The organism is Allochromatium humboldtianum, assembly GCF_013385175.1.
Classification (GTDB): Bacteria; Pseudomonadota; Gammaproteobacteria; order Chromatiales; family Chromatiaceae; genus Thermochromatium; species Thermochromatium humboldtianum.
Window position 1 is genome coordinate 119,902 of sequence record NZ_JABZEO010000009.1, and the last position, 13,198, is coordinate 133,099.

The 13,198-nt window shown below is 62.3% G+C and carries 8 protein-coding genes; all 8 read left to right on the forward strand.

Going from position 1 to position 13,198, the window contains the following annotated elements:
- Positions 1–26 precede the first annotated feature (26 nt).
- Complete coding sequence (gene acnA / locus HW932_RS14065) at positions 27–2,690, forward strand: aconitate hydratase AcnA (RefSeq protein WP_176977115.1); 2,664 nt, start codon at positions 27–29, stop codon at positions 2,688–2,690.
- Between the two features lie 155 nt (positions 2,691–2,845).
- Positions 2,846–3,169 (forward strand): MTH1187 family thiamine-binding protein, encoded by a 324-nt coding sequence (locus tag HW932_RS14070; protein WP_176977116.1) that lies wholly within the window; start codon positions 2,846–2,848, stop codon positions 3,167–3,169.
- Entirely contained in the window at positions 3,166–4,002 is an 837-nt protein-coding gene (locus tag HW932_RS14075) for a metallophosphoesterase family protein (protein WP_176977117.1), read from the forward strand. The genes HW932_RS14070 and HW932_RS14075 overlap by 4 nt, the downstream gene beginning before the upstream one ends.
- A gap of 52 nt (positions 4,003–4,054) precedes the next feature.
- Positions 4,055–6,433: a type I restriction-modification system subunit M gene (locus HW932_RS14080; protein WP_176977118.1), complete on the forward strand. Its 2,379-nt coding sequence runs from the start codon at positions 4,055–4,057 to the stop codon at positions 6,431–6,433.
- Positions 6,433–7,884 (forward strand): restriction endonuclease subunit S, encoded by a 1,452-nt coding sequence (locus HW932_RS14085; RefSeq protein ID WP_176977119.1) that lies wholly within the window; start codon positions 6,433–6,435, stop codon positions 7,882–7,884. Before HW932_RS14080 ends, HW932_RS14085 begins: the two co-directional genes overlap by 1 nt.
- Positions 7,871–9,076: a PDDEXK nuclease domain-containing protein gene (locus tag HW932_RS14090; RefSeq protein ID WP_222932383.1), complete on the forward strand. Its 1,206-nt coding sequence runs from the start codon at positions 7,871–7,873 to the stop codon at positions 9,074–9,076. Before HW932_RS14085 ends, HW932_RS14090 begins: the two co-directional genes overlap by 14 nt.
- A complete protein-coding gene (locus HW932_RS14095; protein ID WP_343047368.1) occupies positions 9,054–10,133 on the forward strand; it encodes a PDDEXK nuclease domain-containing protein in 1,080 nt (359 codons plus the stop codon). Before HW932_RS14090 ends, HW932_RS14095 begins: the two co-directional genes overlap by 23 nt.
- Positions 10,130–13,192 (forward strand): type I restriction endonuclease subunit R, encoded by a 3,063-nt coding sequence (locus HW932_RS14100; protein WP_176977121.1) that lies wholly within the window; start codon positions 10,130–10,132, stop codon positions 13,190–13,192. The genes HW932_RS14095 and HW932_RS14100 overlap by 4 nt, the downstream gene beginning before the upstream one ends.
- Positions 13,193–13,198: the final 6 nt, after the last annotated feature.

The following is a 13,198-nucleotide window of genomic DNA, read 5'->3' on the forward strand; positions in this document are numbered from 1 at the left end:
GCCGATCCATGCCACCGGAGCCCTCGATGCCCAATAGCTTCAACGCCAAGTCCAACCTGAACGTCGCCGGCCAGGAGTACGAGATCTTCAAGCTCGACGCCGTGCCGAACAGTGCGCGCCTGCCGTTCTCGATCAAAATCCTGCTGGAGAACCTGCTGCGCAACGAGGACGGCGTGACCGTCACGCGCGAGGACATCGAGTATTTCAGCCAGTGGAACCCCCAGGCCGAGCCTGACAAGGAAATCCAGTACCGCCCGGCGCGGGTGCTGATGCAGGACTTCACCGGCGTGCCGGCGGTGGTGGATCTGGCGGCGATGCGCGATGCCATGCGCGCGCTCGGCGGCGATCCGACCCGAATCAACCCGCTCCAGCCCGCCGAGCTGGTCATCGATCACTCGGTGCAGGTCGATCACTTCGGTTCGGATGGGGCGTTCGCGCTCAACGCGGAGCTTGAGTTCCAGCGCAATCAGGAGCGCTACAAGTTCCTCAAGTGGGGCCAGCAGGCGTTCGACGGCTTCAAGGTCGTGCCGCCGGATACCGGCATCGTGCATCAGGTCAATGTCGAGTATCTGGCGCGGGTGGTCTTCCCCAAGCCGGTCGACGGCACGACCCAGGCGTATTTCGATACCTGTGTCGGCACCGATTCGCATACGACCATGGTCAATGGCATCGGCGTGCTCGGCTGGGGCGTGGGCGGCATTGAGGCCGAGGCGTCGATGCTGGGTCAGCCGGTGTCGATGCTGGTGCCCAAGGTCGTGGGCTTCAAGCTCACAGGTACGCTCAAGGAAGGCGTGACCGCGACCGATCTGGTGCTGACCATCGTCGAGCAACTGCGCAAGCATGGTGTGGTCGGCAAGTTCGTCGAGTTCTATGGCCCGGCGATCGCCAGCCTGCCGATGGGCGAGCGCAACACCATCGCCAACATGGGGCCTGAATACGGCGCGACCTGTGGCCTGTTCCCCATCGATCAGGTCACGCTCGACTATCTGCGTCTGACCGGACGCGACGAGGCGCAGATCGCGCTGGTCGAGGCCTACTGCAAAGCGCAGGGCGTGTGGCACACCGCCGATGCGCCCGAGGCCGAGTATTCCGAGACCCTGGAGCTGGATCTGGGCGATGTGGCGCCCTCGCTCGCCGGACCGAAGCGTCCGCAGGATCGCGTCGCGCTCACCGACATGGCGAGCCACTTCCCCAAGGCACTCGCCGCGCTCAAGGCCGAACGCAATCTGCCCACCAAGGGCGCGGCCAAGGCGGTGATCGACGGCCAGGAGGTCGAGATCTCGGACGGCTCGATCGTGGTCGCGGCCATCACCTCCTGTACCAATACCTCGAACCCCAGCGTGCTGATCGGCGCGGGACTGGTGGCCAAGAAAGCCGTGGCGCTGGGTCTGAAGCGCGCGCCCTGGGTCAAGACCGCCTTCGGTCCTGGCTCGATGGCCGTCACCCGCTATCTCGACCGCGCCGGGCTGACCGAACCGCTCAAGGCGCTCGGCTTCCACAACGTCGGCTATGGCTGCACGGTCTGTATCGGCAACACCGGCCCGCTGCCCGAGCCGGTCTCCAAGGCTATCGCCGACCATGAGCTGTGCGCGGTCTCGATCCTGTCGGGCAACCGTAACTTCGAGGGCCGGGTCCATGCCGAGGTGCGCATGAACTATCTGGCCAGCCCGCCGCTGGTCGTGGCCTATGCTATCGCCGGTCGCATCGACATCGATCCCTACAACGACCCGCTGACCACGGATGCCAACGGCAAACCGGTCTATCTGAAGGACATCTGGCCGACCCAGGACGAGATCAACGCGGCGATTGCCGAGTTCGTCACGCCGGCTGAGTTCACGGCGGCCTATGCCGATGTGTTCGCCGGGGATGCGCGCTGGCAGTCGCTCGACGCCGTGGCCACCCAGACCTACGACTGGCCGGCTGATTCGACCTATATCCAGGAACCGCCTTACTTCAAGGGCATGAGCCTGGAGGTCGCCCCGGTCGAAGACATCAGCGGCGCGCGCTGTCTGGCCGTGCTCGGCGACTCCATCACCACCGACCACATCTCGCCGGCCGGTTCGATCAAACCCAACTCGCCGGCCGGCCAGTATCTGATCGAAAAGGGCGTCGATCCCAAGGACTTCAACAGCCTGGGTTCGCGGCGCGGCAACCACGAAGTCATGATGCGCGGCACCTTCGCCAACATCCGCCTGCGTAATCTGATGGCGCCGGGCACCGAGGGCGGCGTGACCCTGCATCAGCCCAGTCAGGAACAGCTGTCGATCTATGACGCGGCTATGCGCTATCAGACCGAGGGCACGCCCGCCATCGTCATCGCCGGCAAGGAGTACGGTTCGGGTTCCTCGCGCGACTGGGCGGCCAAGGGTCCGCGTCTGCTCGGCATCCGCGCGGTCATCGCCGAGAGCTATGAGCGCATCCACCGCTCCAATCTGGTCGGCATGGGCATTCTGCCGCTTCAGTTCCTGGCGGGTGACAATGCCGCGTCGCTCGGTCTGACCGGCACCGAGACCTTCGACATCGTCGGTCTGAACGGCGGCGAGGCCAAGCAGGTCGAAGTCCGTGCGACCGGCGCCGACGGCTCGGTGAAGACCTTCCAGGCGCGGGTGCGCATCGATACGCCGAACGAGGTGGATTACTACCGTCACGGCGGTATCCTCCAGTACGTGCTGCGCAAGCTCGCGGCCTGATCGGCCATCCCGCCCGACGACCGTGGCCGGCAAGCCTACGCTTGCGGGAACCCGGTCGTCGAAGTCCGGTCCCACGGGCCGGTTCAGCACGGATCAACTCAACATCACTCGAACGCCGACATCACAGGCGTTCGTCCACCAGAGGTGGCGAACCCATGTCCGTGATCCTCGATCTCACCATTTTCCCGACCGATCAGGGGAGCAGTCTCAGCCGGTTCGTCGCACCCGTGATCGCCATGATCCGCGACAGCGGATTCGAGCATCAGCTCTCGCCTATGGGCACCCAGGTCGAAACCGACACTCTGCCCGAGGCGCTGGCCATCATCGAGCGCGCCAACGCCATCCTGGAAGGATTCGGCGCCGAGCGCGTCTATGTGGTCGCTAAATTCGACATCCGCCCCGGAGCGAGCGGACGTCTGACCGGCAAGCTCGACTCGGTACGCCGCCGGCTCGACGCATCGGCGGCTGGCCAGTCATGAAGGTCGCCATCTTCTCCGATGTCCAGGGCAACCTGCCCGCCATGGACGAGGCCATCAGCCATATCCTCGACTGGGGGCCAGATCTGGTGGTCATGGCCGGGGATCTCATCAATCGCGGCCCCAGCAGTCTGGCCTGTCTAGAGCGCTTCGATGAATTGAGGCGCACGTGCGGCTGGCTGCCGGTCAATGGCAATCACGAGACCTGGATTCTACGCTGCGGACGTGAACCGCCGCGCGATGCGCTCGAAGCCGAGATGCGGCTGTTCGCCGACTGGACCTACCGGCAGATCGAACCCCGGCTCGACGCGCTCGTCGACTGGCCGGATCATCTCTGCTTCAACGCCGGCACCAACGACTCCTGGGTGCATGTTACCCATGGCACCATGGTCAGCAATCGTCACGGCATCGGTGCACGCTCAACAGATGAAGAACTGCGCGGCACCGTGCCCGACGATCTAGCGCTCTTCGTCACCGCCCACACCCATCGCCCGCTGGAGCGGGTGCTCGACGGCTTGCCCATCCTCAATGTCGGCTCGGTCGGCTCGCCTTTCGATGGCGATCCGCGCGGGAGTTTTGCCTTGCTGACGTTCGAGCGCGACGCCTGGAACTGGAAGATCGTGCGCTTCGCCTATGATCGCCAACAGGCCGCGCGCGACTTCGACGACCTCGGCTTCATCGAGCACGGCGGGCCGCTGGCGCGCATCCTGTTCGAGGAATGGAAACGCGCCCGACCGCTGATGCCGCTGTGGCGTCGCGATTTTGAGACGGCGGTGCTGGCCGGCGAGCGCGCGCTGCAACCGGCGGTCGATGAATTCCTGTCGACGCTCGACTGAGCGGCATCGAACGATTGCAATGTACTGAACGATACGCCGACACAACGCCTCGATGAGCAACGGAAAACCGCAGGATCAGAGCCAACTCAAGTGGATCGCTGACTTCATCTGGAACATCGCCGACGATCGGCTGCGCGATGTCTATGTGCGCGGCAAGTACCGTGACGTGATCCTGCCCTTCACCGTGCTGCGGCGGCTCGACGCCGTGCTCGAAGCGACGAAGGACGCGGTGCTGGAGCGCAAGAAGTTCCTCGACACGCACAAGGTGGCTGAGCAGGACGGCGCGCTGCGTATGGCGGCAGGCCAAGCCTTCTACAACGTCTCGGAATTCACGCTGGCCAAGCTGAAAGCCAGTGCGGCAGGCCAGCGCCTACGCGATGACTTCATGGCGTATCTGGACGGCTTCTCGCCCAACGTGCAGGAAATCCTCACCAAGTTCAACTTCCGCAACCAGATTCAAAAGCTGGTGGATTCCCACGTCCTGGGCTACCTGATCGACGACTTCCTCGACCCTGAGGTCAATCTCGCGCCGTTGCCGGTGAAGGATGCCGACGGCCGCATCAAGCTGCCCGCGCTGGACAACCACGGCATGGGCACGGTGTTCGAGGAGCTGATCCGCCGCTTCAACGAAGACAACAACGAAGAGGCCGGCGAGCACTTCACCCCGCGCGACGTGGTGCAGCTCATGGCCAAGCTGTTGTTCCTGCCGGTGGCCGACCGGATCGAGTCCAGCACCTATTCGCTCTATGACGGCTCCTGTGGAACGGGTGGAATGCTGACCGTTGCCGAAGAAGCCTTGCATGAACTGGCCGAGCAGCACGGCAAGGACGTGTCGATCCACCTGTTCGGACAGGAGATCAGCGACGAAACCTACGCCATCTGCAAGGCCGACCTGCTCTTGAAGGGCGAAGGCGCGGAGGCCGAGAACATCGTCGGCGGCGCGGACAAATCCACCTTGTCCGCCGACCAGTTCCGCAGCCGCGAATTCGATTTCATGATCTCCAACCCGCCCTACGGCAAGAGTTGGAAGACCGATCTGGAGCGCATGGGCGGCAAGAAGGGATTCGACGACCCGCGCTTCATCGTCAGCCACGCGGGCAACAACGAGTTCAAGCTCATCACCCGCTCCAGCGACGGGCAGCTCATGTTTCAGGTGAACAAGCTGCAAAAGATGAAGCACCACACGCTATTGGGCAGCCGCATTGCGTTGGTGCATAACGGCTCGGCGCTGTTCACCGGCGACGCCGGCCAGGGCGAGAGCAACATCCGCCGCTGGGTGCTGGAAAACGACTGGCTCGAAGCCATCATCGCCCTGCCGCTCAACATCTTCTACAACACCGGCATCGCCACCTATATCTGGGTGCTGGCCAACAAGAAGGCCGAAGCGCGTCGTGGCAAGGTGCAGTTGATCGACGCCTCGCCGTGGTTCCAGCCACTGCGCCGCAACCTAGGCAAGAAGAACTGCGAACTCTCGGATGGAGACATCCGGCGAATCCTCGACCTCTACCTCGGCGAAGTGCAGGAAACCGCCCAGTCCAAATGGTTCGACACCCTGGACTTCGGCTACTGGAAGATCACCGTCGAGCGCCCGCTGCGCCTGAAAAGCCAGCTCTCCGACGAACGCATCGAGCCGCTGCGTTTTGCCTCCGGCGATGAGGCGCTGCGCGCTGAGATCTACGCCACCCACGGCGAGGCGCTCTATACCGAGTTCGCCAAGCGCAAGCCGGCCATCGAGGCGTGGCTCAAGGCTGAGGACGAGAACGAAGACGACGACGGCGATGACAGCGGTGATGACAGTGAGGCGCCCGTCGCGCGCAAGGCTGTGCCCGCCAAGCGCCGCAAGAAGCTGCTCGACGCCTCGACGTGGCAGCGTGACAAGGGGCTGATGGAGGTGGCGCGACGGGCGCAGAAGGCTTTGGGCAGCGCCGTGTTCGACGATCACAATGCGTTCCGCTCCCGCTTCGATGCGGCGCTCAAGGCGCAGGGCGACAAGCTCGGGGCGTCGGAGAAGAAGGCCATCTACAAGGCGGTGAGCTGGCGCGACGAAACTGCGCCGCCGGTCGTCGCCAAGCGCAGCAAGCTCAAGGCGGGCGAGCATTTCGAGTCCGGCTTCGATGGCGTGTACCTGGAAACCGTGGGCAAGGATCGCTTCATGGTCGAGTACGAACCCGACAGCGAGCTGCGCGATACCGAACAGGTGCCGTTGAAGGAACCGGGCGGCATCGACGCCTTCTTCGCTCGCGAAGTGCTGCCGCATGCGCCGGACGCCTGGATCGCCACGGACAAGACCCAGATCGGCTACGAAATTTCCTTCGCTCGCTACTTCTACAAGCCCGCGCCGTTGCGCACGCTGGCCGAAATCCGCGCCGACATCCTGGCGCTGGAACAGCAGAGCGAAGGGTTGCTGCATCGGATCGTGGGGGGCGCGTGATGGCAGTGGCGTTTGCAAGCCCTTACCCGAGCTATCGGGAGTCTGGGCTGACATGGTTACCAAGCATTCCCAGCCACTGGGCGACGGTCAGGGCAAAGAATCTAGCTTCGCTTATTCAAACAGGCCCGTTTGGCTCCCAATTACATAGCGATGACTACGTTTCTGGCGGAATTCCTGTCATCAATCCATTGCATTTGGTGGCAGGGCGTATCAAGCCAAATGCCAAAGCAAGAGTATCGAAAGAAAAAGTGGCGGAACTTTCTCGTCACAAACTGCAGTTTGGTGACATTGTCTTTGCGCGCCGTGGAGACTTGGGGCGTTCAGCGGTCGTCACAGAATCTGAGGTCGGTTGGCTTTGTGGCACTGGCTCAGTGCTTTTTCGCCCACTGCACGATGGGCACCCGGAGTTCATTTCTCGTTTAATACAAACGCCGATGTACAAAGGGATGTTGGTTGCTTCATCCGTTGGCTCAACGATGGCCAATCTTAATCCAGCAACGCTAAGCGCGCTTCCAATCACACTCCCTCCGCGCCCCGAACAAGACCAGATCGTTGCCTACCTGCGCGCGCAGGACGCGCACATCGCCCGCTTCATCAAGGTCAAGCGCGAACTCATAAAGCTGCTCACTGAGCAGAAGCAAACCATCATTGAGGGAGCGGTAACGCAAGGTCTTGATGCCGCCACGGAGAAGCGTGATTCAGACATCGGCTGGATGATGCATATCCCGGCACATTGGGAAACGTGTAAGCTCAAGCATGTTGCGATTTTCAATCCATCGCGATCGGAGAGCACTGCGTTTCGCCTTAGCGACGCCTCGGTGTCGTTCCTGCCGATGGAGTGCATTACGACAGATGGAAAACTACAGCGTGTTGAGAACAGAAAGACCTCGGAAGTTTGGGAGGGCTACACCTACTTCCGTCGCAACGATGTGGTGATGGCGAAAATCACGCCGTGCTTCGAGAACGGGAAAGGCGGATTGCTTGACACGCTACCGACCGAAATTGGCTTTGGCACAACGGAGTTCATTGTGCTCAGGGCGATGGAGCGGCGAATTCGACCGGCGTTCTTGGCGACGTTGTTGTCGCTCAGGATATTCCGCGCTCTTGGCACCGACGCGATGACGGGAGCAGCTGGTCAGCAGCGCGTGCCGCTCAGCTTCGTCAAGAACTTCGGAATCGCTCTGCCCCCGCTGGACGAACAGGACCGGATTCTGGGCGCGCTCCAAACTGCAACAGCAGAACAAGACATCATCATCGAAAAAACTCGGAGCGAGATCGCCCTGATCCGCGAATACCGCGACCGCCTGATTGCCGATGTGGTCACGGGCCAAGTGGACGTGCGCGGCTGGCAGCCCGGCCCGGATGACGTTGTGGATGATACGGCGCTGGCTGCGCTCGGCGATGACCCGGAGGATGGGACCGAAGCGGAAGATGGCGATGGCGACGAGTAAGAAATCCACCGCCAAGAAGCCCGCGCCAGCGGCACAGGAAACCACCGCCGCGCCCGCACCGGACGCGCTGATGCAGCGTGTTGTCGAGATTCTGGAGGGGGCGCGCGGACAGGTTGTTCGTGCGGTCAATGCCTCCACCGTCACCGCCTACTGGCTGATAGGGCGTGAACTGGTCGAAGCCATGCAGCACGGCGAGCAACGCGCCGCCTACGGTCAAACGCTCATCGCACAGCTGGCGGAGCAACTGACGGCACGTTACGGCAAGGGCTTTTCGGCGGCCAACCTGAAGAATTTTCGCCAGTTCTATCTGGTCTATGCCGACCGGATTCTCTCCCCGCCGAGTAGAGAATCGGCGGCTCCAATTCGCTACCCGGTGGGTAGCGAATCCCTGGACTTGCCAGTGAGTCACCCGCCGGGCGGCGAATGGCCCGCCTTCGACCCCCAGTTGAGCTGGTCGCACTACCGGGCGCTCATGCGCGTGGACAAGCCCGAGGCGCGGCGCTTCTACGAGCAGGAGTGCGTGCGCGCCCAGTGGTCACGCCGCGACCTGGAGCGGCAGATCAACAGCCTGTACTACGAACGCCTGCTCGCCGGCAGCGACAAGGCGGGAATGCTGGCCGAAGCGCGCAGCGATGCGGATCTGCTACGCCCCATCGACGTGCTCAAAGACCCTTATGTGCTGGAGTTCCTTGACCTGCCGGACGTGCCGCGCCTGCGTGAAAGCCAGCTTGAAGACGCCATCATCACCCGCTTGCAGCAGTTTTTGCTGGAGTTGGGACGGGGCTTTTCCTTCGTGGCGCGGCAGCAGCGGCTGCGTTTCGAGGACAAGGATTTCTATGTCGATCTGGTGTTCTACAATTACCTGCTCAAATGCTTCGTGCTGGTGGATTTGAAGATTGGCGAGCTGACACATCAAGACATCGGCCAGATGGACGGCTATGTGCGGATGTATGAGGAGCAACGCCGTATCGACGGCGATAACCCCACGATTGGCCTGATTCTGTGCTCGGAGAAGAACGAGGCCGTCGCCCGCTATTCCGTGCTGCAAGACAGCCAGCAGCTTTTCGCCTCGCGCTACCGGCTGACCTTGCCCAGCGAGGAGGAGTTGCAGCGCGAACTGCAACGCGAACGGGCCTTGATCGAGAACCGTGCACCGCAAGGAGAGGAAGATGGCGATGGGGAAGAAGACTGAATCTGCTGTGGCCTCGAACGCACTGCTTGCCGAACTGCGTGACCTGATCGAGTCTGCTCGCCAGCACGTTGCGCAGACCGCCAATGCCACGCTGACCATGCTGTATTGGCATGTGGGGCAGCGCATCCGGGGCGAGGTTTTGAAGGAGACACGCGCAGGGTATGGCAAGGAGATTCTTGCGACACTGTCGCAAGAATTGGCAAAGGACTACGGCAAGGGCTTCAACATGTCGGCATTAACCCGCATGGCCAAATTTGCCGAGGTGTTTCCGGACGAGGAAATTGTCGTATCGCTGTCGCGACATTTGAGCTGGAGCCATTTCATCGAAATCCTGCCGCTCAAACAGCCGCTGGAGCGCGAGTACTACGCCGAGTTGTGCCGCGTCGAGCGCTGGAGCGTGCGCACCCTGCGCGAGCGCATCGGCAGCCAGTTGTATTTGCGCACGGCCATCGCCAAACAACCCGAAGCGGTGGTGAAAGCGGAAATCAGCCACCTGCGCGACGGCGGCCAGATGACCCCAGACCTGGTGTTCCGCGACCCCTACATGCTGGACTTTCTGGGCCTGCCGCAGGACTACAGCGAGCGTGATCTGGAGGACGCCATCCTGCGGGAGATGGAGCGCTTCCTGCTGGAGCTGGGCGTGGGTTTCACCTTCGTGGCGCGGCAGAAACGCATCAGTGTCGGCGCGGACGACTTCTACCTCGACCTGCTGTTCTATCACCGCCACCTGAAAAGACTGGTGGCGGTGGAGCTAAAGCTGGAGAAATTCCAGCCCGCGCACAAGGGGCAAATGGAGCTTTACCTGCGCTGGCTTGACCAGTACGACCGCGCCGCAGGCGAGGAAGCGCCCATCGGGCTGATTCTGTGCGCCAGCAAGGACGCCGAACAGGTGCAGTTGATGGACATGGAAGCGTCCAACATCCGCGTAGCAGAGTATCTGGCGCACATCCCAGACATGAAGGTGTTGCAGGCGCAGTTGCACCGCGCTGTGGAGCTTGCACGCGAACGCGCGGCGCGGGGCATGTTGTCGAACGAGAAGCGGGGGGCCAGCGAATGAAGCCCACCGACACCAGTGAAAAAGAACTGGAAAGGCTGATCGTGCGCCATCTGGCGGGCATCAGCGAGCATTCAGCCGTTGCGACCAATGCAGCGCAGGAGCCGGGGCCGGTGTATGCGCCGGGCGGTTATGTCCTGGGCCGGGCCAGCGACTACAACCGCGACGTGGCGCTGGATGTGGCGCAGTTGCTGGCCTTCTTGCAGGCCACCCAGCCCAAGGCGGTGGACACGCTGGAACTGGCGGCGGACGGCATCAAGCGCACCCAGTTCCTGCATCGGCTGCAGGGCGAGATCACCAAACGCGGCGTGGTCGATGTCTTGCGCAAGGGCGTCAGTCATGGGCCGGTACACGTCGATCTCTACAAGCTGCTGCCCACGCCGGGCAATGCGGCCACAGCGGACGCCTTCGGCAAGAACATTTTCAGCGTCACCCGGCAGGTGCGCTACAGCAACGATTCCGGCAACGCACTGGACTTGGTGATCTTCATCAACGGCCTGCCGGTGCTGACGTTCGAGTTGAAGAACTCGCTGACCAAGCAGACCCTGGCCGACGCCATCGTCCAGTACCAGACCACGCGCGACCCGAAGGAGCTGCTGTTCCAGCCGGGGCGCTGCATGGCGCACATGGCCGTGGACGACGCCGAAGTGGCTTTCTGCACCGAACTGAAGGGCAAGGCGTCGTGGTTCCTGCCGTTCAACCAGGGCTGGAACAGCGGCGCGGGCAACCCGCCCAACCCGGAGGGTCTGAAGACCGATTACCTGTGGAAGCAGGTGCTGACCCGCGAATCGCTGGCCAACATCATCGAGAGTTACGCGCAGGTGGTGGAGGAGGAAGAAGCGGACGCCAGAGGCAAGAAACGCAAGAAGCGCAAGCAGATCTTTCCGCGCTTCCATCAGTTGCGCACGGTGCGTGCCCTGCTGCGCCGCGCCCATACCGATGGGGTGGGCAAGCGCTATCTGATTCAACATTCGGCAGGCAGCGGCAAGAGCAACACCATTGCCTGGCTGGCGCACCAGTTGGTGGAGCTGCGCCGCAAGGACGACCCGATGACGGCGCAGTTCGACTCCATCATCGTCATCACCGACCGGCGCGCGCTGGACACGCAGATCGCCCGCACCATCAAGGGTTACGACCATGTGGCGTCGATCTTCGGCCACTCCGACAACGCGCAGGAACTGCGCGAGTACCTGCACCGGGGCAAGAAGATCATTGTCACCACGGTGCAGAAATTCCCGTTCATCCTCGACGAGCTGGGCGACCTCTCAGGCAAGCGCTTCGCGCTGTTGATCGACGAAGCGCATTCCAGCCAGGGCGGCAAGACCACGGCACGGATGCACGAAGCCCTCGGCGGCAAGGTGGTCGAGGAGGCGTTCGAGGAGGACAGCACGCAGGATGCGGTCAACGCGGAAATCGAGCAGCGCATCGCCTCGCGCAAGCTTCTGGCCAACGCCAGCTACTTTGCGTTCACCGCCACACCCAAGAACAAGACGCTGGAGTTGTTCGGCGAGAAGTTCCTCGTCGGCGACACGGTGCAGTTCCGCTCGCCCAAAGAACTGACCTATACCACCAAGCAGGCCATCCAGGAGAAGTTCATCCTCGACGTGGTGGAGCACTACACCACCTACGACAGCTTCTACCAAGTGGCCAAAACGGTGGAGGACGACCCGGTATTCGACAAAGTGAAGGCGCTGAAGAAAATCCGCCGCTACGTCGAATCGCACGACAAGGCCATCCGCCGCAAGGCCGAGATCATGGTCGATCACTTCATCGCACAGGTCGCGGGCAAACAGAAGATCGGCGGCAAGGCGCGGGCCATGATCGTGTGCAACGGCATCGCGCGGGCCATCGACTACTGGCGCGAGGTGTCGGACTATCTGGATGACATCAAGAGCCCGTACAAGGCCATCGTGGCGTACTCGGGTGATTTCGAGATCGCGGGCGAGAAGAAGACCGAAGCCGATCTGAACGGGTTTCCGAGCAAGGACATTCCGGCCAATCTCAAACAAGACCCGTATCGCTTCCTGATCGTCGCCAACAAGTTCGTCACCGGCTTCGATGAGCCCTTGCTGCACACGATGTACGTGGACAAGCCGCTGGCGGGCGTGCTGGCGGTGCAGACTCTGTCACGCCTGAATCGTGCGCACCCGCAAAAGCACGACACCTTCGTGCTCGACTTCGCCGACAACGCCGAGGCGGTGAAGGCGGCGTTTCAGGACTACTACCGCGCCACCATCCAGACCGGCGAAACCGACGCCAACAAGCTGCACGATCTGAAGGCTGAACTCGACGGGCAGCAGGTGTACAGCCGGCAGCAAGTGGAAGACTTGGTGGCGCTGTACTTGAGCGGCGCTGACCGGGACAAACTCGACCCCATCCTCGATGCCTGTGTGGCCGAGTACACGGACAAGCTCGGCGAGGACGATCAGGTCAAGTTCAAGGGCAAAGCCAAGGCCTTCGTGCGCAGCTACGGCTTTCTTGCCGCGATCCTGAGCTATGGCCACCCGACGTGGGAGAAGCTGTCGATCTTCCTGAACTTCCTCATCCCCAAGCTGCCCGCGCCCAAGGAGGAAGACCTCTCCAAAGGGGTGCTGGAGACCATCGACATGGACAGCTACCGAGTGGAGGCGAACGCGGCGCTGAAGATGGCGATGGACGACGCGGATGCCTCAGTCGAGCCGGTGCCGCCCAGCGGTGGAGGCGGCAAGGGCGAGGCAGACATCGACAGGCTCTCCGCGATCATCAAGACCTTCAACGACCTCTTCGGAAACATCGAGTGGAAGGACGAGGACAAGATCCGCAAGGTCATCGCCGTGGAGATCCCGGCGCGTGTGGCGCAGGACAAGGCGTACCGGAACGCGCAGGCGAACTCCGACAAGCAGAACGCCAAGCTGGAGCACGACAAGGCGCTCAACCGCGTGGTGCTGGAACTGCTCGCCGACCATACCGAACTTTTCAAGCAATTCAGCGATAATCCGAACTTCAAGCACTGGCTCACAGAGACGGTCTTCGAGGCGACCTATCAGAGTCCCCTCACCTCCCTCGCTGGAGAGGGTGGGTAAGCGCTG